The organism is Acinetobacter sp. ANC 4558 (assembly GCF_002135375.1).
Lineage (GTDB): Bacteria > Pseudomonadota > Gammaproteobacteria > Pseudomonadales > Moraxellaceae > Acinetobacter.
Genome location: NZ_NEGH01000001.1, coordinates 94,825 through 120,408, shown reverse-complemented (window position 1 = coordinate 120,408; position 25,584 = coordinate 94,825). Strand labels below are relative to the sequence as shown.

Sequence of the window (25,584 nt, the reverse complement as noted above, 5' to 3'; positions counted from 1 at the left end):
ATACTTTTAGATAAGTTGTTAGAATCAAAAAGAAGGAATATAAAAATAAAAAAATATTTAAATGATTGAAATTATAGTGATAATTATATTTAGTATTAAAAATATGAAATGAATCTTAGATTGAAATGTGATTAAAAATATTAAGTTATATATAGCGTATTATTTTTGTAATAGAGGTGGAGCCTAGCATATTCACATATTAATTTTTTGTAAGAAGAAGATCGTTAAAGAAAGCGATTTATATTTATATCTTTGATGAAAATTATAATAAAAAATAAAAGCATATAAAATATATATGCTTTTATATTGAGAGAATCATATTCTAAAAATAGATATTTATTCTAACAATGGAAGGGTTCCACCTTGATCATGGATATGTTCGAAAGTTTCGATACGCAATTGTTCATTAGGGGAGATGAAATATTTTTCTTTGAGTTGTTGAAGGGCTTTATCTCTAGAAACATTTTTTAAATGATTTTTTTTAATCATATCTCGCTCTAAAAGATATTGATTAACTTTAATATTCCAATCACGTCTTTGAACATCAAGGTTTTCTAAACGTTCAGTAGCAGCAGAACCAACTAAATTTAAGCGCATTTGTCGTATTTCTTCATATGATCCGCCACGTGCTTTAATGTCTGAAGTGAGTTGTTGTAAATCTTCAAGCTTATTTAATTGTTCTAAATTTTCTTGCCAATTTTCAGGAAGGTTTTTAAATAAATCTTGTAGCTTTTTAGCTTTATCTTGTTCACTTAGGTGTTTATCAGCAAGTATTTCCATACGTTTAAGTGTATAGAGGTAGTAGGTGTTTTCTTCTCCAAAAAGACCCTCAATTTCGTTGTTTGAAAAAAACTGTTTTCTTATCTTTTGTAGATTGTTAAATACTGCTAAAAAGTCTTGAATCTGATTGTTTGAAGATGTTGATGACGGTGCCATATTCGGAAGCTGGGTCCGATATTGAAGATATCGATTCCATAAGTTTAAAATTTGTGATTGTGCAGGATTTAGATAATTTTGTTTTATATAGGCATTAAAATCTTGATTAATTTGATCGATTTTTTTTTCACCATATTGTGTAATAAAAAATTCAAAACAGTTTTTAGTTTGTTCATTAATAATGAATTGCTGATGCTTGATCGTCAATTGGCAATTGATTTGTATATCTTGTTGACTAGTACTTGAAAAATTTAAAGAGCGATTTATATCGTGTATTTGAGGGGGATTTTCAGTAGTTTTATATATTTTTTGTTCATGAAGACTCTCTTTTTTTACTGGATATAACCAGTATGCTATTATAATTACAGTGAAAAAAATAATTAATAATAGTGTGACTAATATGTATTTCTTCATTTTTTAATACACCATATATTGTTTTTGTGATTGGTCTGTTTTTGCGATTTATAACATAAAAAAAATAAGCTTCTATTTAAAATTTGAAAATTTACTATGTAGATTGGTACTATTAATATTAATTAATATTGATTACTTTTATTTTTATCTATGAAATCAACTTCCCAGAAAATGCAGCGTCGCTCAATCAGTGGCGTTTTCTTGCTTAATAAGCCTTTGGGGCTTAGTTCAAATGCCGCATTGCAAAAAGTTCGTTGGTTATTTCGTGCACAAAAAGCTGGTCATACTGGAGCGCTTGATCCGCTAGCTTCAGGTTTATTACCGATTTGTTTTGGTGAAGCAACGAAATTTTCACATTTTTTATTAGATTCAACAAAACGTTATCAAACGACGATTCAGTTAGGAAACAGTACAACTACAGGTGATGTCGAAGGTGAAATATTATTAGAAAAATCTATTCCTACTTTGACAGAAGATCAAATTAAGCAAGTATTAGCACAATTTGTCGGAGATATTCAGCAAATACCACCCATGTATTCAGCGCTTAAAAAAGATGGGCGTCCCTTGTATGAATTGGCGCGTAAAGGAATTGAAATTGAGCGAGAAGCGCGACCAATTTGCATTTATGCGATTGAATTAATTAAGTTCACCCTAGAAAGTATTAGTATAGATGTGACTTGTTCAAAAGGTACATATATTCGTGTATTGGGTGAGGATATTGCGAAGGCATTAGGGACCGTAGGACATTTGACCTATTTACATAGAACACAAACAGGTCATTTTGATATTGTTCCTGAATTTACGATTGAATATTTGGAAAGTTTAACAGAAGAAGCACGTGAAAATTTATTACTGTCGGTCTATTCACCTATAGATCACTTTCCAAAAGTTCAAGTTCCTGAAGGACGAGCAGAATATTTTAGTCGCGGAATGGAAAGTAATATTGACCATGAACAAGTCGCGCAAGTTTTAGTCTTTGCTGGTGAAAAATGCTTAGGTTTGGCAGAAATCACAGATCGGAAACGCTTAGTCCCTAAACGCGTGTTAAACTTATAATCTAGACTGATAAGTGTTTTGAGATATATCTTCTATGGAATTAGAGATTTTATTAAGCCTGATTTTTTTTGCTTTTTGTGCAGGTGCAATTGATGCGGCTGTAGGTGGCGGAGGCTTAATTCAAATTCCAGCGCTCATGGGTGCAATGCCACAACTTGCACCTGCAACTGTGTTTGGTACCAATAAATTATCAGCGATTTTTGGTACTGCATCAGCAGCATGGGGATATATTCGAAAGGTTAAATTACGTTGGAAATTGATGGCAGTGATTGCCATTTGTGCTTTTGTGAGTTCTTTTATTGGTGCTGCTTGTGTGTCACTAATTCCAAAAGAAGTTTTAAAGCCTTTTGTTTTATTTATGTTGATTGTGATCGCAATTTACACCTTTTTAAAAAAACAATTTGGGCAAGTTCATGTGCAGCAAGAACTCAGCTCAAAAATGCTAATTTTAGCGGCAATGGGTAGCTTGCTGATTGGCTTTTATGATGGAATTTTTGGTCCGGGAACTGGAAGTTTTTTTATTTTCTTTTTTATTCGGTACTTACAAGTTGATTTTTTGCATGCTTCAGCATTGTCTAAAATTGCTAATTTTATGACCAATTTTGCCGCACTTAGTTTTTTTATTCCCACAGGACATGTTTTATTTACGGTTGGTATGTGTATGGCAGTTGCCAATATTTTAGGTGCATTGATTGGTGTACGTGCAGCTTTAAAATATGGTAGTGGGTTCATTCGAATTTTATTCTTAATTTTAGTCAGTGTCTTAATTATTCGCTTAAGTTATCAAATGATAATGGGCATTAATTAAAATTGACATGATCTGAAAATATCAAATAGAGTGAATGACTTAAGTTGTACTTGGGCGAATTGATCGAGACGTGACACCGATTGAAGCAACCATAATGCAGATTAACGCGATCCATTGCCAAAAACCAATAGTTTCACCAAGCATTATAAAACCTGTCAATGCAGCCAGTGCTGGTGCCAAGCTAGATAGCGTACCATAACTGGTTTTACTTAAATATTTTAAAGCTCTAAGATCAAGTGCATAAGGGATTGCTGTTGCAAGAATCGCAATAATTAAAGCCTGCTTCCAATAGCTTGTATCTAAAAGTGCGGGTGCATCATTGTATAAACCAATCGGAAGTAATGTGATTGCTGAAAGCCCAATTGCAATGGTTAAAGCATGCATGCCAATATTTTGCATGACCACCTTTTGACCAAAGTGAATATAGAATGCCCAGCATAAACCCGCACCTAAGGCGCAAGCTGCACCAAAAATAGAAAACTCTTCTGAGTCTAAATTGTTCCAAGGTACCATTAAACCAATACCTAGGATCGCAAAAAATACCCAAATATAATCACGTCTATTTTGAATAAATAACAAGGCTAGTCCAAGTGGACCAATAAACTCTAAACCAACGGCAATACCTTGAGGTAGTTTTCCTAAAGATATATAAAATAGAACGTTCATGCAGCATAAGGCTGCGCTGTAGCATAATAAATCTCGCCACTTTAAAAATGATAATCGAGATAATATTCGCCATGAACGAAACATGATGCATACAATAATTGTGGCGAAACATAGCCGTAAAATAGTTACCGAGAGAGGGTCTAGAAAATAGAAAAGTTGTTTAGCATATGATGCACTAATTTGATAAGAACTCATGGAGATAATCATGAGAATAACTGCAAGCAATTGTGAATTAGGCATAAGATACTCAACTAAAGTGAATGATCACTTTATTAAACTTTGGACATCATACCATTGAAATATATGTGATTAGGCAAATTATTTTAATCATGTTATATGCGTTATTTTATTCTTTTTTATTGGAAAAACTGAGTTTATTTTTAGCGTGCTGTGTGGTGAACGTACATCCAATGGATGCACAGATAATAATACTTAAAGCGAGCCACTGTGTCCAAAGAAGTTGTTCGTGTAAAAAGATAAAACCAGAAACAGCAGCAATAGCAGGCTCTAAACTGGTCAATGTTCCAAAAATGAGTGGACTTAAATTACGTAGCGCATACATTTCTAGACTAAAAGGCAGGGCACTGGCGAGAATGGCTAAACCAAAGAATATTGCTAAATTATCAGGATTCCATACATAGCTTGGCATACCTGCAAAAATAGCAATAGGAAGTATAAATAGCATACCCACGAACATACCCACGCAAACCGTATGATTCCCTGAAATTCCTGTGGGTTTTTGTCCTGAAACAATATATAAGGCCCAACACGCACCTGCACTTATTGCAAATAAAATACCCAGTGGATCAAGAGAATGCTCAGCTTGCTGAAAAGGAAAGAGTAAAATTAAACCAAGAATGGCAAGTCCGACCCAAATAAAATCAAATTTTTGTCGTGCATAATATAAAGCAACACTTAATGGTCCAATAAACTCAAAAGAAACAGCAATGCCTAAAGGAAGCCGTTCGATAGACAAATAGAACAAAGCATTCATTCCTGCCAATGCGATACCGTAGCTGATAATTGCTTGCCAGTGAATTTGTTTAAATTGTATCGTCCAGATTCTAAAAATGATGGCAAGTATCAGTGAGCCAATCAATAGCCGCATTGCTGATACGGTTAACACTGGAAATTGTTGAAATAGTATTTTTGCAAATGAACCACTTCCTTGCATACTGATCATTGCAATGAAAAGTAAAATGAGTGCTTGGGTGTGTGGTTTACTTTTAATCATTGGAGAAGTACTAAATACGTTTGAAAGGTCATTAGAATGTATAAATTTAATGATTTAAAAATAAAAAACCACAGTACAAATACTGTGGTTTTGATCATGTAGAAAAATTAAAACAAGATACGTACGCGAATAGTACCTTCTACTTCATGAAGTGTATCTAATGCTTCTTGAGATGCAGTTGCATCGACATCCATAACTAAGTAACCGATATCGTCTTTCGTCATTAAAGATTGACCAGAAATATTAATACCGTGTTCAGCGAATAAGTTATTGATCTTAGAAAGCACACCTGGGACATTTTTGTGAATGTGAAGTAAGCGATGTTTGCCTTCTGTCAATGGTAATGCAATTTCAGGGAAATTCACAGCAGACAAAGTCATCCCTTTATCTGAATAAGCAACGAACTTTTCAGCCACTTCTAAACCAATGTTTGCTTGAGCTTCCATGGTTGAACCGCCAACATGAGGCGTTAAAATGACGTTATCTAAGTTACGTAGCGGAGAAATGAATTCTTCACCATTTGCTTTAGGTTCTTTTGGGAATACATCCACTGCAGCACCAGCAATATGACCAGATTTAATTGCATCAGCAAGATCTTCAATAATGACACATGTGCCACGCGCAGCGTTCAGGAAAATTGAACCTGCTTTCATTTGTGCAAATTGCTCTTTGCCAAAGAAATTACGTGTTGATGGAACATCTGGAACATGCAATGTAACGACATCAGCATTTGCTAGTAATTCATTGAGAGAACCAACTTGACGTGCATTTCCCATTGGTAGTTTAGTGACCGCATCATAATAGATCACATTCATACCAAGACTTTCAGCCAAAACTGATAGTTGCGAGCCAATAGAGCCGTAACCCACAATACCTAAAGTTTTACCACGTGTTTCAAATGAACCCACTGCTGATTTATCCCATCCACCACGGTGACATGCAGTTGATTTTGCAGGAATGCCGCGAAGTAAAAGAATAGTTTCAGCGAGTACAAGTTCAGCAACTGAACGAGTGTTTGAATAGGGTGCATTAAATACTGGAATACCACGAGTCATGGCAGCATTTAAATTCACTTGGTTTGTTCCAATACAGAAACAACCAACAGCGATAAGTTTATTCGCTGCTTCAAAGATTTCTTCAGTCAACTGAGTACGCGAACGAATACCAATAAAATGTGCATCTTTTATCGCTTCTTTCAACGCTTCACCTTCAAGCGCAGTTTTACGATAATCGATATTGGTATATCCAGCAGCATTCAAGGTGTCGATAGCATTTTGATGAACGCCTTCTAACAACAAGAAACGAATTTTATCTTTAGGAAGTGAAAGATGTTGGCTCATTACGGCTCCGCTACAAAGGCCAAATTTGGTGGCGATATAATAACATAATGAATAAGTATAGGCATTTCGTTTCTAACGATGAGACAGGATATTTTTTCAACAGCAATCAAAAAGTGTCAAACAAAACCTGAAAATTATTTTTTTCTAACGTCAAATTCATCTAAAAAAAATTAGGTTTATACACATTCTGTGATGATTGAATATCAATTCTATGCTTTATCACCTGAGCGCTTAAGGGTAGAATGCTATGTAAATAGCCAGTGCATGATGAAAAGTCTGTGTCATACAGATTTTTTTGAATATTTACATTTTGAATTTTATGGGTGTAACCCATAGCATTCAAAAATAAGGCACCCAAGCTTCCAAAATCACTTGTTATTATTCGCAAGGTCTGCATAACGATGAATGCTTCTGTTAATTTAGCTCCTGAACTACTTGCCCAACTAACTGCTATTGTTGGTGAAAACCGCATTAAAACAGATGCAGATAGCCTACAAAATTGGGGACGTGATCATACTAAGCACTTTGATCCAAATCCTTCGGTCATCGTTTTTCCATCCAGCACGGAACAGGTTCAAGAAATCGTCAAACTTGCAAATCTATATCATATTGCGATTACACCAAGTGGTGGGCGAACTGGTTTATCTGCGGGAGCTGTTGCCGCAAATGGTGAAATTGTCATTAGTATGGACAAAATGAACCAAATTTTAGAATTCTTCCCTGCCGATCGTATGGTGCGTGTACAAGCTGGTGTAGTGACTGAACAATTACAAAACTATGCTGAAGAACAAGGTATGTATTATCCAGTCGATTTTGCATCTTCTGGTTCATCGCAAATTGGCGGTAATATTGGTACCAATGCAGGTGGTATCAAAGTGATTAAATACGGAATGACACGTAATTGGGTTCTGGGTTTAACCGTAGTGACGGGTAACGGTGATATTCTTCGTTTAAACAAAGGCATGATTAAAAATGCGACAGGCTATGCACTTCAACATTTATTCATTGGTGGTGAAGGAACGCTAGGTTTGGTTACGGAAGCTGAGATTAAGCTTGAACGTCAACCACATGATCTTCAAGTCATGGTGTTAGGTGTACCAGATTTTGATGCAATTATGCCTGTATTACATGCATTTCAAAATAAAATTGATTTAACTGCATTTGAATTCTTTGGTGAATTATCAATGCAGAAAGTATTGGCACATGGTCATGTACAACGTCCATTTGAAACAGAATGTCCATTCTATGTTTTACTTGAATTTGAAGCACCATATGAACCAATTATGGATGCGGCAATGGAGATTTTTGAACATTGCATGGAACAAGGTTGGGTACTTGATGGTGTTATGAGTCAAAGTCTTGATCAATTGCATAGTTTATGGCGTTTACGTGAAGATATTTCAGAATCAATTGCACCATTTACGCCATACAAGAATGATATTTCAGTATTAATTACGCATGTTCCAGCATTTATTAAAGAAATTGATTCCATTGTTAGTGAAAATTATCCAGACTTTGAAATTTGCTGGTTTGGTCATATTGGTGATGGGAACTTACACTTAAATATTTTAAAACCTGAAAACTTATCGAAAGATGAATTTTTTGATAAGTGTCAGCATGTTAATAAATATGTATTTGAAACTGTTGAAAAATATGATGGTTCAATTTCGGCAGAACATGGTGTTGGAATGACAAAAAAGCCATATTTAGGCTACACACGTTCTGAAGAAGAAATTGGCTATATGAAAGCATTGAAAGCAGTATTTGATCCGAAGGGAATTATGAATCCTGGTAAATTATTTGATTTATAATAAAGTTCATTGTATGAGAATTAAAACATCACTATCGATGTGATTAAAAAAGGCATAACATAAGCTGTTATGCCTTTTTTATTTTAAAATGTTAAGGATTCGGATGCCATGCTAAAAAGAATAATGATGATAATAATAAGTTTGAGTGTATTGTCTGGTTGTGTGACAACCAAAGCATTGGTCTCAAATATAAGCTCTAAAAAAAGCACGATAAAAACACCGTTAGAACAAATACTTAAAGCACATCCAGAACTCCAATTAGAATTAAGTAATCTGGATATTCGGCAAGTTTTTAATAAAGTGGAAGGTCCTACAGCTGCTCAAGTGACCATAGTCCAATCGAATTTATTAGATGATTCTATTACAGCAATTCGTACGACATACCGATTTAAGTTGCATCAAAATATCTGGCAACAATTAGATACCGTGACAGAATTTAAATGTATGCGTGGAAAAAATATTACCGACTTTCAAAAGCAATATTGTCTTTAAAATAATGAAATATTCATACCAATGATTTTATTTTGAGAAGGGTCTGGTTTAAATACATAGATTTAATAATATAAATTATGTGAATTATATTTTTATATTAAAAAGTGTTAGCCCAAAATAAAGTTAAAATATTTATTCTTTATCAGATTAAGCTTTATAGGTCGAAAGTAAAATACTTGTTTCAGTATTATGAATGCCATAAATTGTTCTAATTCTATCTAAAGTCCGATCAAAATTTTCTAATGTATCGGATTCTAATTCGACTAAAAGATCCCACTTTCCATTTGTTGTATGCAATTTATATATGGCAGGTTCTAGGCGTAGAGCTTGAATTACTGCACTGGTTTTATTGCCTTCAACCATAATATACATCCAAGCACGAATAAGATTTTTTTCGATATTGGGTGAAATTCGTACTGTATAGCCATGAATAATTCCATGTCTTTCCATGTGTTCAATTCGTTTTTGTACTGTGGCACGAGAAACTTTTACTTTTATTGCGATATTAGTAATGGAAATTCGAGCATTTTCTCGAAGTAGCCCTAATATTTGAGTGTCCGTATCATTCATATTGTTATGTGTATTTATCATTTTGCTTAAAATTTATTAGATTTAAATCAAAATAACAACTTTTTCAGACCAAATTTATTTTCCATACTGAGCATCTTAAAAGGATAGATGTGCAAAAAGTATTTACTTTGAAAGTTTTCTTATTGGTTAAAAATAAGAATAGCTGATTGAGAAAATTTGAGTAGTTAATAACATCAAACTCATTTATTGCTCAAATTAATACTGATCTGACGCATCGTTTCTCATTTGTAGAAATAACAATTTGATTTCATTGAGAGGATGCTATGAACCCATACCAACCAAGCCGTGAAGATTTTGATCAATATATGATTCCAATTTATAGTCCTGCACCAATGATTCCTGTTCGTGGGCAAGGTTCACGATTATGGGATCAAGGTGGTCGAGAATACATTGATTTTGTTGGTGGTATTGCAGTGAATGCATTAGGGCATCTTCATCCTATTGTTGTAAATGCACTCATAGAACAAGGTCAAAAACTTTGGCATGTTGCGAATGGGTTTACTAATGAGCCTGCTTTAAGATTGGCAAAAAAACTCATTGATTCAACTTTTGCTGAAAAAGTATTTTTTTGTAACTCTGGTGCTGAAGCTAATGAAGCTGCATTAAAACTTGCACGCAAAGTGGGATTGAAATCGGGTATTGCAAATAAAAATAAAATTATTGCCTTTAATAATGCATTTCATGGGCGAACACTATTTACGGTAAGTACAGGGGGGCAGGCTAAATATTCTCAAGATTTCGCCCCTCTACCAGAAGGAATTGAGCATTTACCATTCAATGATTTAGCCGCAGTTAAAGCAGCCATTTCAGATCAGACATGTGCTGTCATTATTGAGCCAATTCAAGGTGAAGGTGGGGTTATTCCTGCAGATATTGAATTTTTAAAAGGTGTACGACAACTTTGTGATCAATATAAAGTATTATTAATTTTTGATGAAATTCAAACAGGTATGGGGCGTACAGGGTCTTTATATGCCTATATGAACACACCTGTTGTGCCTGATATTTTAACAATAGCAAAAGCATTAGGGGGTGGTTTTCCAATAGGTGCGATGTTAACCACAGACCAATTTGGGAAACAATTTGTGTTTGGTGATCACGGAACCACGTATGGTGGAAATCCTTTGGCATGTGCTGTTGCAGGCGCTGTTTTTGATGTCATTAATACTCAAGATGTTTTAGATGGTGTGTTATTCCGATCGAAATTATTTGTAGAAAGTATTCAAAAATTAAATGCTCAATATCAAGTTTTTCAAGAGATTCGTGGGAAAGGCTTATTAATTGGCTGCGTGCTTAATGCACACTATGCAAATAGAGCAAAAGAAATAATTACATTTGCTGCAGAAGAGGGCGTTATGGCTCTTATCGCAGGTCCGAATATTGTTCGTTTTACACCCTCATTAATTATACCTGAAAATGATATTCAAGAAGGCTTCATTCGCTTAGGTCGTGCATTAGCTCGATTTACTCAAGAGAAATAGGAGTATTTCTATGATGATTGTTAGGCATGCGGAACTTAAAGATTTACAAGATATTTATCTTCTCGCTGAAAAATCAGGTGTGGGATTTACATCTTTGCCAGCCAACATAGACATTTTGTCAAAACGCATTATTCGGACTCAAAAAACACTCGCTGGGGAAGTTCCAGAAAGTGAACAAGGATATTTATTTGTTTTAGAAGATTTCATGTCTCAACGTGTTGTGGGGTTAAGTGCAATTGAAGTTTCGGTGGGATTAACCAGCCCATTTTATAGTTATCGTATGGGTAAACAAGTACATGCTTCCGATGAGTTGAACGTATATAAAACGCTCGATACACTTTTTTTAACCAATGATTTAACTGGTGTAAGTGAACTTTGTTCATTGATTATTGATCCAACATTTAGAGTGAACTCAAATGGAAAATTTCTATCTAAAATTAGATTTTTGTTTATTGCAGCATTTCGACATTTATTTAAACAAAAATTGATTGCCGAAATGCGTGGTTATTCAACTGAAGATGGTATATCCCCATTTTGGAATGCTTTAGGGCATCATTTTTTTAAGATGGATTTTGCAACTGCTGATTATTTAAGTGGTATTGGTCAAAAATCTTTCATTGCTGAACTTATGCCGAGATTTCCAATTTATATCGATTTATTACCTGAATCTGCTAAAAACGTTATAGGACAAGTCCATCAACAGACTTTACCAGCATTTAAATTATTGCAATTAGAAGGCTTAGAATATTGTGGTTATGTCGATATTTTCGATGGTGGTCCAACGTTGCAAGCCGATATCAAAAATTTAAAGGCAATTCAAAATTGTCAGCAAGTTCAAATCAAAATTGAAGCGCAGAATAATCAAAAAGGTAATCAAGCTTTTATGGTAGCGAATGATCATTATGAAAATTACAAAGCCTTATTGGTTTCTCATGATGGTAATGAACGTTTTTTAAAACTGACGCCAGAACAAGCACAAATTTTAAATGTAAAGCTTGGGGATCAAGTTCGTATCTTGGCTTTACATACACAGGAGAAGAGCTAATGTCCCAAGGTAAATTATTTATTGATGGCCAATGGATCATGGGCTCAGGGATTCAATGGCAAAAATTAGATCCAATGACACAACAAGAAATTTGGTCAGGATGTGAGGCAAGTAAAGAAAATGTAGATGCAGCATGTAAAGCTGCACGACATAGATTTGCATCATGGGCAAGAATGTCATTTGATGCGCGCATTGAAATCATACAACGTTTTAGAAATGCTTTAGAAGAAAAAAAAGAACATCTTGCTCGTGTCATTAGTCAGGAAACCAGTAAACCATTTTGGGAAGCATTGACCGAAGTTCAAGCCATGATTGGGAAAATTTCAATTTCGATTCAAGCTTATCATCAACGAACAGGCGAAAGTCGTGTAGAAATATCAGATGGCGTTACTTCTTTACGGCATCGTCCGCATGGTGTACTTGCGGTCTTCGGTCCTTATAATTTTCCAGGTCATTTACCCAACGGACATATTATTCCTGCACTTATTGCAGGAAATACGATTGTTTTTAAACCGAGTGAATTTACACCGTGGACGGCAGAAGAAACGATAAAGCTCTGGCAGCAGGCAGGCTTACCAAATGGTGTTATTAATTTAGTTCAAGGTGGACGAAGTACAGGTGAAGCATTAGCTAATGCAGAAGAAATAGATGGATTATTGTTCACAGGAAGTGCAGATACTGGTTATTACTTACATCAGCAATGGGCAGGTAAACCTGAAAAAATTCTTGCTTTAGAAATGGGGGGCAATAATGCCCTGATTATTGAAGATGTTCATCATGAAGATGCAATTGTGAATTTAATGATTCAATCATCTTTTATTTCTGCTGGGCAGCGTTGTACATGTGCACGCCGTTTATTAATCAAAACGGGTAAAGAAGGCGATGCCTTAATTCAACGTTTTATTGAGGTTACAAGAAAACTAAGCCTTGGTGCTTGGAATCAACAACCACCACCATTTATGGGCGGCGTCATCTCTTTATCAGCGGCACAAAAAATCTTAGATGCACAGCAGAGTCTTCTTCAGTTAGGTGCAATCTCTTTATTAAAGATGACTCAACCGAATGCCAATAGTTCATTGTTAACACCTGGAATTTTAGACGCTACGACTATTCAATATTTGGTACCAGATCTAGAATATTTTGGACCATTAACCTGTATTTATCGTTATCAAAATTTTGATGATGCATTAAAGCTTGCCAATGCAACACGGTTTGGTTTATCTGTTGGTTTAGTTTCAACACGTCGAGATTTATTTGATCGACTTTTAATTGAGGCACGTGCAGGTATTGTGAACTGGAATAAGCCCTTAACTGGGGCGTCAAGTGCTGCACCATTTGGTGGTATTGGAGCTTCTGGGAATCATCGTGCAAGTGCACTATATGCAGCAGATTATTGTGCATGGCCGATGGCATCTTTAGAAAGTACCTACATCAGTTTGCCTGAAAACTTATTACCAGGCATTGTACTTCCGCCTAAACTGGAGCATTAAAATGTCAGGATATGAAGTCAATTTTGATGGTTTAGTTGGTCCAACACATCACTATGCAGGTCTTTCATTTGGTAATGAGGCATCAACAAAAAATAAGCAAGCACCTGCCAATCCAAAATTAGCCGCAAAACAAGGGCTTTTAAAAATGAAAGCACTTACTGCATTAGGCTTAAAACAAGGCGTGCTTGCACCTCAAGAACGCCCGCATGTACCAACATTACGCCAATTGGGTTTTTATGGAGATGATCACCAAGTCATTACTCAAGCTATGCAGGTTGCGCCAGATTTGTTATCAGCACTGAGTTCAGCATCGTCTATGTGGACTGCAAATGCGGCTACTGTTTCACCATCTGCCGATAGTGAAGATGGGCGAATACATTTCACTGTTGCAAACTTGAATAATAAATTTCATCGTTCAATTGAGCATACAGCGACCAGTGCAATTCTAGCAGCGACTTTTAAAGATGAGCGTTATTTTGTTCATCATGCAGCTTTGCCTGATGTTGAACTTTTTGGAGATGAAGGAGCTGCTAATCACAATCGTTTAGGTGGTGCTTATGATCAAGCAAGTGTACAAGTCTTTGTATATGGGCAACAATATTTAAATGGGAATATTAAGCCGAAAAAATACCCTGCACGACAATCATTAGAAGCCTGTCAAGCCGTTGCAAGACTACATCAATTGGATGAGCGAAAAACAGTCTTTATTCAACAGAATCCAGCAGTGATTGATCAAGGTGTTTTTCATAATGATGTAATTGCTGTGAGTAATCAACAGGTACTATTTTACCATCAACAGGCATTTTTATACTCAGAGAAAGTACTTGGAGAAATTTATCAAAAAATGGCGATGTTAGGTCAAGAATTCATTGCTATAGAGGTTCCTGAACAGCGTATTTCCGTTGCAAATGCAGTATCTACTTATTTATTTAATAGTCAGATTGTCACGCGAACTGATGGTCGGATGAGCATTATTGTTCCCGAAGAGTCTAGGCAAAATCAAGCAGTTTGGGGGTACTTAAACGACATGATTGATATGGGTACACCCATTGATGAAATACAAATATTTGATTTACGTGAAAGCATGCGAAATGGTGGTGGGCCTGCCTGTTTACGTTTACGTGTTGCAGTTAATGAGCAAGAATATCAGGCGATCAATCCGCATGTACTGATGAATGATCAACTTTTTGATCGTCTTAATGGTTGGATCGATCAGTTTTATCGCGATCGATTAGTGCAAGCAGATTTAGCAGACCCAATGTTATTCATTGAAAGTCGAACGGCATTAGATGAATTAACCCAAATTTTAGGCTTAGGTTCAGTTTATGATTTTCAAAAATAATTTGATTTTTTCATTGATGATGCTGAGTTGATAGTTTAGTCAGCAAATAAATGAAGATTATTTTGCTCAAAGAGAGCAGTCACGTGAGAGGAAAATGAAGATGGATTTTCTTGCGCACATATTACTTGAAAAAACACCTCAGACACTGCAAGGACAATGTCATTCCTTTCATTGGCAATGGCTTGGTGAAGGTTTGTTGTCATTCACGCCCAATACGAGCTATAAAAAAAGTGTGGTTTTTTCTGCGGGAATACATGGTAATGAGACTGCTCCAATTGAGCTATTAGTGCAAATTTGCCAAGATATTTTTGCGGGTTTACTTCCTTTAAATGTTCGATTGTTATTGGTATTAGGGAATCCACGAGCCATTCGACAAGGGGTACGCTATATTGAAAATGATATGAATCGAATGTTTTATGGAAAGCATTTACAATATGAAAATTTAGCAGAAACACAACGTGCTCAAGAACTTGAAGTGGTGGTGAAACAATTTTTTGAACACACAGATGTTTCTATTTCACGTTATCACTATGATTTACATACAGCAATTCGACGTTCCTTATTTCAAACTTTTGCCTTATTACCATATCAAAAAAAGATTTATGACCAGATTTTAATTGAAAGTTTAGCTGCTGCTGAAATAGAAGCACTGGTCTATCATCGTGAAGTTGGTAGTACGTTTACTTCATTTACGAGTGCAATATGTGATGCTGCCAGTGTGACCTTAGAACTTGGTGCAGCAAAACCGCTTGGGCAAAATGATTTAACCCAATTTACGGATATTGACTCTATTCTTCGTCTTCTATTAAGCGCAGGCGCCTTACCATCGCGGAAAAAGAGTCCTGTACATATTTTTAAAGTTAAAAGCACTATTATTAAGCGAGATGATGATTTTCGATTGAATTTATCGGCAGATGCACCGAATTTTTCAAGTTTTCAACAAGGTGAGTTGATTGCATCGCAACGTAGTGGAAATGATATTGCAGAAAAAAATCAGATTCGAATTTTATTTCCTAATATTCATGTGAAAAACGGATTAAGGGCAGGATTGATTTTAGAGGAAGTTGAAAGAAAATAACCCCACATTAAGCGGGGTTATTTTTCACGTATTTAGAGATTAAACACGTTCAATAATGGTGGCAATACCTTGACCTAAACCAATGCACATCGTTGCAAGACCAATTTGAGTATCTTGTTGTTCCATAGCATTAAGTAAGGTTGTAGTAATACGTGCGCCAGAACAACCCAATGGATGACCTAAGGCAATTGCACCACCATTTAGGTTGACAATATCTTGTCTTTCATAAAGACCGAGGTTTTTAAGTACCGATAAACCTTGTGCAGCAAACGCTTCGTTCAACTCAACAGTTTGAATATCTGCAATAGATAAGCCAGCACGTTTTAATGCTTTTTGCGTTGCTGGTACAGGACCATATCCCATAATTGCAGCATCACAACCTGCAACTGCCATCGAACGAATCACAGCACGTGGTTTTAAACCCAGTGCTTGAGCACGCTCAGCAGACATAACAAGCATAGCAGAAGCACCATCAGACAATGCTGAAGATGTTGCAGCAGTTACTGTTCCACCTTTAGGATCAAAAACTGGACGTAACGCTTTAAATGCTTCTAAATTTGCATCCGGACGAATCACTTCATCAATATCGCAAAGAATTTTAAAGCCATTTGCATCATGACCTTCAATTCCTACGATTTCCTTTTTAAAACGACCTTCTTGTGTTGCAGCCCAAGCACGACGGTGAGATTCAACCCCGAAAGCATCTTGTTCTTCACGAGTAATGCCATTCATACGACCTAACATTTCAGCAGTTAAGCCCATCATGTTAGAGGCTTTTGCATAATGCTTAGAAGCTTCGGGATTTAAGTCAATACCATGCATCATCCCAACGTGCCCCATATGCTCAACGCCACCAATAATGAAAATTTCACCTTGATTTGTTGCAATTTGGGCAGCCGCAGTATGAAGTGCTTGCATTGAGGAACCACAAAGACGGTTAACTGTTTGTCCAGCTACTGTTTTTGGTAGGTCTGCCAGCAATACAATATTACGACCAATGTTCATTCCTTGTTCTAAGGTTTGGTTCACACAGCCCCAAATTACATCTTCAACTTCATTCGTATCAAATTGATTACGAGCAACAAGTGCGCGGACCAAATCAGCAGACATGCTGTCGGCACGTACATTACGGAACATACCGTTTTTGCTTTTGCCCATGGCTGTACGTACGCCATCTACAATGACAACATCACGTGGATTTAAAGTAGCCATTCGTGTCGCTCCTTAACCGTAGAATTTTTTATTGTTAGCAATCATGTCACGCAACATTTGTGGCGCTTCATAAGCCTTACCAAGGTGTGCATATTTGTCACAAAGCGCAACATATTCAGCAACACCTGTTTGGTCGATGTAACGGCATGGACCACCACGGAATGGAGGGAAACCGACGCCCATAATCATTGCCATGTCTGCTTCAGATGGTGTTGCAACAATATTGTCTTCTAAGCAACGAACTGTTTCGTTACAGAAGGCTAACATCATACGGTCAACAATTTCTTGAGCGTCAAATTCATGTTTTTCAGCTGTTGCAACAGTTGCAATCAGATCATATGCCGTTGGATCAACTACTTTGGCTTTTTTACCTTTACGGTCTAGTTCATATTTGTAGAAACCAACATCGTTCTTTTGACCAAGACGTTTGTTTTCATACATCACTTCCACTGAGCCTTTGAAATCTGGTTTCATACGATCAGGAAAGCCTTCAGCCATGACTTCTGCACCATGGACACCGGTATCAATACCAACCACATCAATGAGGTAGGCAGGACCCATTGGCCATCCAAATTTCTCCATGACTTTATCTACTTGTTGGAAATCTGCACCATCTTTAAGAAGAAGGTCAAATGCACCAAAGTAAGGAAAAAGTACACGATTGACTAAGAAACCAGGACAGTCATTGACAACAATAGGGGTTTTACCCATTTTTTGAGCCAATACCACAGTTGTTGCAATAGCTTCTTCTGAGGTTTTTTCACCACGAATGACTTCAACCAATGGCATCATATGCACTGGGTTAAAGAAGTGCATACCTACAAAGTTTTCAGGGCGAGCTAAAGCTTTTGCTAAGCGAGTAATTGAAATTGTAGAGGTGTTTGAAGCAATGATCGTATTGTCGCGAACTTTGGTTTCAGTATCTTTTAGAACAGCCTCTTTAATCTTAGGATTTTCAGTAACTGCTTCAATGACAATATCGACTTCTTTAAACTCATCATAACTTAAAGATGGACGAATACGAGCAAGTGTTTCCCCCATTTTTGCAGGCGTTAAACGGTTACGTTCGACTTGCTTAGTCAGTAAACTATTTGCTTCTGACATACCAAGCGCAAGTTGTGGATTACCAATATCTTTCATGATAATTGGCGTGCCTTTACTTGCGGCTTGATAAGCAATACCCCCTCCCATAATTCCAGCACCAAGAACAGCTGCTTGATTAACAGGATGAGCACCTTTTTCATGTTTCTTAGAGGCTTTTTTTACCACTTGATCATTTAAAAATAGACCAATGAGAGCTTCTGCTTGAGGGGTTACAGCTGCTTTAGCAAAACCAGCTATTTCAGATTTTAATGCTTCATCACGTGGCAGGCTTGCCCCAGCTTGAAGAGAGTCTAGTAGAAGCTTTGGCGCAGGATATTGCGCAGGATTTGCTTTTGCAAGAATGACGCCCTTAGAAGAATTAAAAGCCATCATTTGTTCAAGAACATCTAATTTAACAGGTTCTAATTTTTCTTGACGTTTTGCCTTCCAATCTAAACGGCCAGAAATGGCTTGTTTAACCAAATCAATTGCAGCATCTCGTAATTTGTCTGCAGCAACAACAGCATCTACGGCACCATCTTTGAGCGCAGCAGCTGGTTTCTTGTTTGCAGATGTTGCAATCCACTCAAGGGCATTATCAATTCCGATAATACGGCTTAAACGAACAGTGCCGCCAAACCCAGGAATAATACCGAGTTTAATTTCAGGTAAACCAACAGCAGCAGTTTCAGACATGACTCGGTAGTCACAAACTAAACACATTTCAAAGCCACCGCCTAATGCAATACCATTAATTGCAGCAACTTTAGGAATATTTAAATCTTCAAAGCTATTAAATATGTCATGAATAGGGCCAGCCCACTCGATAATGACTTGTTCGCCTTGAGCGAAATTTGCACCAAATTCTGTAATGTCAGCACCTACAATGAAAGTAGATTTAGCACTGGTTACAATTAAGCCTCGAATATCATTATTTGCCTTTACAGCGTCAATTGCAGCTTTAAAGTCTTCAATTGTTGCACGGTTGAATTTGTTAACCGATTCACCCTGTAAGTCAAAGCGGAATTCTGCAATTCCGTCCGAAAGCATTTGGACGGTAATGGCATTGCCTGCGTGGATCATGCCTGATCTCCCTTTTTTTGGAGGACTTCTAAATTAATGTTTTGAAGTATGTGCGGAATTTAATACCCATTTTTACTTCGCTAATCTTACGATAACTATATCTAAAAAAAAGTAATAATTTGGTTGTAAGCTGTGACGCTAGGGTCATCTATTTTGGCAACCATTTTTACCTTATGAATAATGTATTTGCTAATATTGTGTATCTATGTAATGAAATAATGATTTCAATTCATATTAATAAAAGAGATGAATACTTCTTATATTAGGTAGTATTAAGATAATTCAAGTTTGGTTTATTACAACTTTATTTTGATAAAGTTTTGTATAAAAAAAGAAAAATTACAAATTCAATATAAAACCTCATAACGTGCTTTGATTTTATAAATTAAATATTTTGATATAATTCACTTAATTTATATTTTTATTTGAGTATAAGTTTTTTATCTCAAAAAGATCATATTTGGGTAGATTTATGATTAAGTGGATTATTCTAGCAATTTTTGTACTTTCTGCGCTATATATTCAACAGCGTGGTAAAGTTCGCCATACATTTTATCGTCAGTTTTTTGATCACTCGACGATCCTTGCACCGATTAATTTTTTGATGTATGTCTTTTCTAAAGTGCCGAATCAGCCATATATCGACACACAATATTTTAAAGATTTAAAAATATTAGATGAAAATTGGGAAATGATTCGTGAAGAGGCAAAAGTATTATATGACCAAGGTGGAATTAAAGCTTCAAGTAAATATGATGATTTAGGTTTTAATTCATTCTTTAAAACTGGGTGGAAGCGTTTCTATTTAAAGTGGTACGACTCTGCACATCCATCTGCTGCAGAACTTTGTCCTAAAACAACAGCATTATTAAAAACATTGCCTACGATTAAGGCTGCAATGTTTACAGAACTTGCACCAGATAGTCGTTTAGTACGTCATCGAGATCCTTATGCTGGATCATTACGCTATCATTTGGGTTTAATAACTCCGAATGATGACCGTTGTTTTATTGATGTTGATGGTGAACGATATTCTTGGCGTGATGGTGAAAGCGTTGTTTTTGATGAAACCTATATTCATTATGCTGAAAATAAGACTGATCAAAATCGAATTATTTTCTTTGCAGATGTGGAAAGACCGTTAAAATCTAAAATGATGGCACGCTTTAATCATTGGTTTGGCCGTAAAGTTATGACTGCGGCAAGCTCACCGAATGAAGCAGGTGATCAAACTGGCGGGCTAAATAAAGCTTTTGGATATGTTTACCAAATTCGGATTAAAGCAAAAGCATTAAAGCAAACGAATCGTCGTTTATATTACTTTTTAAAATGGTTTTTAATGTTGGGTATTTTCTTCCTAATTTTTATACGTCCATATGTGTTCTAATCAAGAAAATATAGATTGAAACGCCCTGTTGGGCGTTTTTTTATGCCGTTTAGATTATATTTTTGAAAGAGATGATTCTATGATAATTCACTACTCACATAAAAAATAAACATGGTTTCTTATTTTTAATGAAGTTGCATTTCATCATTATGTAAAAAAACAGCTATAGCATATTCACGTAATTCAATCATCTAGTTAGCTTTTTAAAAGGTATGTCAAAAAACTAATTAGACCCGTCTTATGTAAAAATAAATGGTTTATTTTATGGAATCTTCATTAATTAAGCGTCATCTGTTTAAGATGGCGTTGTATTGTAGTCCGTTATTGTTGGCTGCATGTGGTGGTAGCGATAGTAAGGATGAACGAGCGACAACCCCTGTAAAAAAAAATGAGCAAATTGCTTTTATGGCAGATGTACATTTTCATGATATTTATGGTGATTTACAGTCGTCAGCTTTTAAAGGTATTCCAACTGAGCATGGTAATGCAACAATTCGTACGATGCAGGCGGAGTTAACATCTACACGTTTATTTAATGAGAACTATTTTGCTTTTAGAGCAGCATTAGATAGCGCACTTGCTAAAGGGATTAAGTTAATCGCATTCCCAGGTGACTTTTCAGATGATGGTCAGCCAATGAATGTGGATGGTTTTAAAAAAGTACTTCAAGAATATGAAAAGAAAGGAATGCGCTTTTTTATTGCACCAGGTAATCATGATCCCGATGCACCATATGATAATGAAACTGCTGGAAAAAGCGATTTTATGGGGTTAAATGGCCAACCTCAAAAAGTATATGCATTACAAAATCAGTACTGTTTAAATCCTGAAGCAACAGACACGGTTTGTACGAATGCAATGATGGAACAGGGTTATGATTCTTTAATCAATGTTTTGGGTGATTATGGATTTAAACCGAATAAGGCGGATGTATATTGGGAAACGCCTTATAGTAAATATAATGAAAAAAATTATAGTTATGATCGCGCAATAGCAGAAGCGACCGTTGAAAACCGCCAATATGAAATTTGTAAAGAAGGCGAAGGCGGTGTTTATAAACAAGCCAACTATACAAAGTGTTCTAAAATTCCAGATGTAAGTTATTTGGTAGAGCCTGTTCCTGGTGTTTGGCTATTATCTATTGATGCGAATGTCTTTGTCCCAACCGATAGCTTTGATCCAAATAATCCGAAAAAACCAGGTGGTTTTAGCGGTGCTGGAAATGCAGGTTGGAATAAAATGGTGACGCATAAACAATCCACCATGAAATGGATTCAAAGCGTTGCTCAACGAGCAAAACAAGAAAATAAAAAATTGGTTGCATTCTCACATTATCCAACAATGGAATTTTATGCGAATCAAACCAAAACGATTCAGTCTACATTTGGTGAAAAAACATTCCAAACTGAACGTGTCCCTACAGACAGTACAACAAAACAAGTTGTTGCTACAGGAATGCCTTTACACATTGGTGGTCATATGCATTCTAATAGTACCAACGACATTCAAGATGAAGCTGGAAACTATTTGGTGAACGTCCAATCACCATCTTTAGCTGTCTATGGCGCGGCGTATAAAGTTGTTGATTTTATTAGCCCGACAGAAGTTGAAGTAAAAACAGTAAAATTGGATGATGTACCACGTTTTAATGAGTTATTCCCACTGTATAAAAAAGAATATGATTATACGGTTGCAGCGAGCGGTGATCCTTCACATAAGCCATGGAATAAAGCAATTTTAGACACTAAAAACTATAAAGAATTTACACACTTCTATTTTGGACAATTGTCACAAATGCGTTTCATGGGTGAGTATTGGCCATGTGATATGCGTGATTTAGCAGAACAGTTGAATTTAGGGCAAATGTTAATTATGAGTCAGTTAAAAACTCAAGTGACGTATGCACAAATTCCTGATATACAAGATACTTTAAAATTCAATGTTCGTTCTGGATGCTTAGCTCAAAGCAATAAACCAGCAGCAGTATCTGCTGCAACATTTGCATCTGATTGGAAGCAAGCAACACAAAAAGCGGATCAATTAGCGAAAAATGCGGGTTTAAGTTTGGGCGACATGGAAAAAGTATCTGCATATGATTTCTATGGAGATTTCCATCGTACTATTTATGCAGGCGGTTTGGCATTGAATGACATGGGTGGATTACGTGTAAAACAATATAAATTGTTAATGGCAAGTTTCCCAGCGAATGTGAATGCACCAGAAATAAAAGATGGTAAGTTATCTGACAGCAACCCTGTTAATTTACCATTCCAGTATAAATTTAATAATGTATTTGCAGTATTAAAAGGTGTTGGTTCTGGTAAACCAAGTGATCATTTTATTATTGATTATAGTAAAAAGACGTTAAAGGATGCAGGATCTGCGAGCTTAACTTTTAACTAATCATTAAATAAATAAACAAAAAAGCCGTTCATATGAACGGCTTTTTTATAAAAAATAATTTAAAGTTATCTTAAAAAGGCTATATTGATATATAAAATAAAAGGTAAGAGGGAAAAAGTATGCAGAAGTTTCATACAAAAATAGATTGGTGGGTATATGCATTTTTAATCTGTTTAACAGGATTGCTTATTCAGCTATTAATAACCATGCAAGCCAAGGGAAATATCACAGCTTATCCTTTCCATAGTATTACTTATCTTTTAACTATTCTAGTGATTTGGTGGCCTGTAGCGAATACACGTTATGTTGTAGATCATGAAAACCTAATCATTACTTGCATGTTTTTAAAGTGGAAAATAAAGTTATCAGACATTGAAAAAATTGAACCTACATCAAATTCAGTTTCATCACCTGCCTTATCTTTAAATCGACTTAAAATTGAATATACTAAAGGTGGAAAAAATAAATTTGTTTTAGTATCACCAAGAAATAAAGATAAGTTCTACCAAGCCTTGCAACAAAATGATGCAGATATTGCAAATAAACTTTCAGATGCATCGTATAAATTCAAAAATATTTAAATTCTTAATTGTGCTTAGAATGAACTAAGCACGTTTTATTCATTTGAGTGATTAGACGCTATTGTAAAAATACAGCATGTTCCACGTGGAAAAATAGAAAAGGTTAAATCATTTTAAATATATTCGATATCTTGTGGTTTCGAAGAAAGATGAAATGTCTTAACATCAGGTCAGTAGATAAAAAAGCGTATAAGGCAGATTGTGAACGAAAACGCACGAGAGCATATTGAGAAAATTCTAGCAAATATGACGACTTTACCTGGCGTTTATCGAATGTTAGGCAAAGAAGGCGAGTTATTGTATGTTGGAAAAGCGAAAAATTTAAAAAATCGGGTCTCTAGTTATTTTGTCAAAACCATTGAGCATCCGAAAACACAGGCTTTAGTTGCGCGTATTTTTGATATAGAAACCTTAGTTGTTCGTTCGGAAACAGAAGCATTATTGCTTGAACAAAACCTAATTAAATTACATCGTCCACCGTATAATATTATGCTGCGTGATGATAAATCTTATGTGTATATTTTTATTTCAGCAGATCAACCATACCCACGCATTGCCAGTGGACGAGGCAAAGGAAAACATCAGATCGGAAAGTTTTTTGGACCATATCCTAGTGCTTATAATGCACGTGATACCCTAGTTGTTCTACAAAAATTATTTAATGTTCGTCAATGTGAGAACAGCTATTTTTCTCAGCGAAAACGCCCTTGTTTACAATATCAAATAAAGCGTTGCTCGGCGCCATGTGTTGGATTGATTTCACCAGAAGATTATCAAGAAGATGTAAATAACTCGATTCGTTTTTTACAAGGTGATAGCAAAGAATTAAATCAAGAATTAATCACTAAAATGGAAAGTGCAGCAGATGCATTAGAGTTTGAAAAAGCGATGTTTTATCGTGATCGAATGGCGCTTTTGCGCGATGTTCAATCTCAACAAGCCATTTATAAGCTCAAAGGTGAAGCAGATATTATTGCTATTGCATATGCAGCTGGCGTGACGTGTGTTCAAATTATGCATGTACGTAATGGTAAAATGTTGGGAGGAAAAAGTTATTTTCCTGATATGTTGGGCGATGATTTAGGGCAAATGCTCTCAGATTTTATTGCCAATTTTTATTTTCAAGTCGCAGATGAAGTACCAGCGGAACTGATTGTGAATGTAAATATTCCAGACCAAAAAGAATTAGAAGAAGCGTTACATCAACAATTTGAAAAGAAGATTAAGATTAAGCATCAAGTGCGTGAAACGCGAGCTGAATGGCTTGAGTTGGCTGAAATGAATGTTGAACATGCAATCAAAGGAAAACTTGCCAATCATTTTGAGTTGAATGAACGATTCCATCAACTTGAGCAGGTGGTTGGACGTCCGATTGATCGCATCGAATGCTTTGATATTTCCCATACCATGGGTGAAGCAACAATTGCATCATGTGTGGTATTTGATAGTGGTGGTGTGCGTAAACGAGACTATCGTCAATTCTCGATTCAAGATATCACGGAAGGGGATGATTATGCCGCGATGCGACAAGCATTAACACGTCGCTATAAAAAACATATGCTGCCTGATTTACTTTTAATTGATGGCGGTAAAGGTCAATTACATATGGCAATGGAAGTGATGCAAGAATTAGGTTTAGATGCGTTTATGGTGGGTGTATCTAAAGGTGAGGGGCGAAAGCCTGGCTTGGAAACTTTACACTTTACAAATGGTGAAAAAATTCAATTACCAGAAGATCACAAAGCCTTACATCTAATTCAGCAGGTAAGAGATGAAGCGCATCGATTTGCGATTACTAAGCACCGTGCGAAGCGAGATAAAAAACGGGGTTCATCTATTTTAGAAGTTATTCCAGGTTTAGGACCAAAACGTCGACGAGATTTATTGACACATTTTGGTGGCATTCAAGGTGTGTTGAAAGCTTCTGAAAAAGAGTTGACTTTAGTTCCTGGTTTTGGCGATGTGATGGCAAAAACGATCTATAAAGTTTTGCATGGTTGATGGTTATTTGGGATCATTAAATAACTTGTCAATGGCAAAGTTAGTAACGT

20 protein-coding genes are annotated in these 25,584 nt (G+C 35.9%); 13 read left to right on the top strand and 7 right to left on the bottom strand.

The genetic code is table 11. From position 1 onward, the window contains the following. Nucleotides 1-336: 336 nt before the first annotated feature. Nucleotides 337-1,350, bottom strand: coding sequence for a lipase secretion chaperone (locus tag B9T31_RS00645; RefSeq protein WP_086180041.1), 1,014 nt, complete (start codon nucleotides 1,348-1,350; stop codon nucleotides 337-339). Nucleotides 1,351-1,500: 150 nt separating this feature from the next. Here B9T31_RS00645 and truB point away from each other — a divergent pair, with 150 nt between their 5' ends. Together truB and B9T31_RS00635 are read left to right on the top strand one after the other, a co-directional pair. Continuing rightward, complete coding sequence (truB, locus tag B9T31_RS00640) at nucleotides 1,501-2,406, top strand: tRNA pseudouridine(55) synthase TruB (RefSeq protein WP_086180040.1); 906 nt, start codon at nucleotides 1,501-1,503, stop codon at nucleotides 2,404-2,406. A gap of 34 nt (nucleotides 2,407-2,440) precedes the next feature. Continuing rightward, nucleotides 2,441-3,214, top strand: coding sequence for a sulfite exporter TauE/SafE family protein (locus tag B9T31_RS00635; RefSeq protein WP_086180039.1), 774 nt, complete (start codon nucleotides 2,441-2,443; stop codon nucleotides 3,212-3,214). 39 nt (nucleotides 3,215-3,253) lie between these two features. On the opposite strand, the gene B9T31_RS00630 is transcribed toward B9T31_RS00635, so the two are convergent. From B9T31_RS00630 to serA, 3 genes are all read right to left on the bottom strand, one after another. Next, a complete protein-coding gene (locus tag B9T31_RS00630; protein ID WP_086180038.1) occupies nucleotides 3,254-4,120 on the bottom strand; it encodes an EamA family transporter in 867 nt (288 codons plus the stop codon). Nucleotides 4,121-4,226: 106 nt separating this feature from the next. After that, nucleotides 4,227-5,114 (bottom strand): EamA family transporter, encoded by an 888-nt coding sequence (locus B9T31_RS00625; RefSeq protein ID WP_086180037.1) that lies wholly within the window; start codon nucleotides 5,112-5,114, stop codon nucleotides 4,227-4,229. 107 nt (nucleotides 5,115-5,221) lie between these two features. Continuing rightward, nucleotides 5,222-6,454, bottom strand: coding sequence for a phosphoglycerate dehydrogenase (serA, locus tag B9T31_RS00620; RefSeq protein ID WP_086180036.1), 1,233 nt, complete (start codon nucleotides 6,452-6,454; stop codon nucleotides 5,222-5,224). 401 nt (nucleotides 6,455-6,855) lie between these two features. Between serA and B9T31_RS00610 the strand changes: the two genes are divergently transcribed. Next, nucleotides 6,856-8,265 (top strand): FAD-binding oxidoreductase, encoded by a 1,410-nt coding sequence (locus B9T31_RS00610; protein ID WP_086180034.1) that lies wholly within the window; start codon nucleotides 6,856-6,858, stop codon nucleotides 8,263-8,265. 108 nt (nucleotides 8,266-8,373) lie between these two features. Continuing rightward, nucleotides 8,374-8,757 (top strand): hypothetical protein, encoded by a 384-nt coding sequence (locus B9T31_RS00605; protein WP_171264655.1) that lies wholly within the window; start codon nucleotides 8,374-8,376, stop codon nucleotides 8,755-8,757. 147 nt (nucleotides 8,758-8,904) lie between these two features. Here the strand turns inward: B9T31_RS00605 and B9T31_RS00600 are convergent, their stop codons facing one another. Next, entirely contained in the window at nucleotides 8,905-9,327 is a 423-nt protein-coding gene (locus tag B9T31_RS00600; RefSeq protein ID WP_086180032.1) for an Lrp/AsnC family transcriptional regulator, read from the bottom strand. 284 nt (nucleotides 9,328-9,611) lie between these two features. Here B9T31_RS00600 and B9T31_RS00595 point away from each other — a divergent pair, with 284 nt between their 5' ends. The 5 genes from B9T31_RS00595 to astE all read left to right on the top strand — a co-directional run bounded on the left by B9T31_RS00595 (nucleotide 9,612) and on the right by astE (nucleotide 15,784). Beyond that, entirely contained in the window at nucleotides 9,612-10,829 is a 1,218-nt protein-coding gene (locus tag B9T31_RS00595) for a bifunctional succinylornithine transaminase/acetylornithine transaminase (protein ID WP_086180031.1), read from the top strand. Nucleotides 10,830-10,839: 10 nt separating this feature from the next. After that, the gene (gene astA, locus B9T31_RS00590) at nucleotides 10,840-11,874 is read left to right on the top strand and encodes an arginine N-succinyltransferase (protein WP_086180030.1); all 1,035 of its coding nucleotides are present in this window, start codon (nucleotides 10,840-10,842) and stop codon (nucleotides 11,872-11,874) included. Next, entirely contained in the window at nucleotides 11,874-13,364 is a 1,491-nt protein-coding gene (gene astD / locus B9T31_RS00585) for a succinylglutamate-semialdehyde dehydrogenase (protein WP_086180029.1), read from the top strand. Before astA ends, astD begins: the two co-directional genes overlap by 1 nt. A 1-nt stretch (nucleotide 13,365) precedes the next feature. Beyond that, the gene (gene astB / locus B9T31_RS00580; protein WP_086180028.1) at nucleotides 13,366-14,706 is read left to right on the top strand and encodes an N-succinylarginine dihydrolase; all 1,341 of its coding nucleotides are present in this window, start codon (nucleotides 13,366-13,368) and stop codon (nucleotides 14,704-14,706) included. Nucleotides 14,707-14,806: 100 nt separating this feature from the next. Beyond that, nucleotides 14,807-15,784, top strand: coding sequence for a succinylglutamate desuccinylase (astE, locus tag B9T31_RS00575; RefSeq protein ID WP_086180027.1), 978 nt, complete (start codon nucleotides 14,807-14,809; stop codon nucleotides 15,782-15,784). Nucleotides 15,785-15,823: 39 nt separating this feature from the next. On the opposite strand, the gene fadA is transcribed toward astE, so the two are convergent. Together fadA and fadB are read right to left on the bottom strand one after the other, a co-directional pair. Next, nucleotides 15,824-16,996, bottom strand: coding sequence for an acetyl-CoA C-acyltransferase FadA (fadA, locus tag B9T31_RS00570; protein ID WP_086180026.1), 1,173 nt, complete (start codon nucleotides 16,994-16,996; stop codon nucleotides 15,824-15,826). Nucleotides 16,997-17,008: 12 nt separating this feature from the next. After that, complete coding sequence (fadB, locus tag B9T31_RS00565; RefSeq protein ID WP_086180025.1) at nucleotides 17,009-19,162, bottom strand: fatty acid oxidation complex subunit alpha FadB; 2,154 nt, start codon at nucleotides 19,160-19,162, stop codon at nucleotides 17,009-17,011. A gap of 472 nt (nucleotides 19,163-19,634) precedes the next feature. Here fadB and lpxO point away from each other — a divergent pair, with 472 nt between their 5' ends. The 4 genes from lpxO to uvrC all read left to right on the top strand — a co-directional run bounded on the left by lpxO (nucleotide 19,635) and on the right by uvrC (nucleotide 25,534). Beyond that, entirely contained in the window at nucleotides 19,635-20,549 is a 915-nt protein-coding gene (lpxO, locus tag B9T31_RS00560; protein WP_086180024.1) for a lipid A hydroxylase LpxO, read from the top strand. A gap of 264 nt (nucleotides 20,550-20,813) precedes the next feature. Next, on the top strand, nucleotides 20,814-22,952 hold the full coding sequence (locus B9T31_RS00555) for a metallophosphoesterase family protein (RefSeq protein WP_086180023.1): 2,139 nt from the start codon (nucleotides 20,814-20,816) through the stop codon (nucleotides 22,950-22,952). Between the two features lie 119 nt (nucleotides 22,953-23,071). Then, nucleotides 23,072-23,533: a PH domain-containing protein gene (locus B9T31_RS00550; RefSeq protein WP_086180022.1), complete on the top strand. Its 462-nt coding sequence runs from the start codon at nucleotides 23,072-23,074 to the stop codon at nucleotides 23,531-23,533. 201 nt (nucleotides 23,534-23,734) lie between these two features. Then, nucleotides 23,735-25,534: an excinuclease ABC subunit UvrC gene (gene uvrC / locus B9T31_RS00545; protein ID WP_086180021.1), complete on the top strand. Its 1,800-nt coding sequence runs from the start codon at nucleotides 23,735-23,737 to the stop codon at nucleotides 25,532-25,534. Nucleotides 25,535-25,584: the final 50 nt, after the last annotated feature.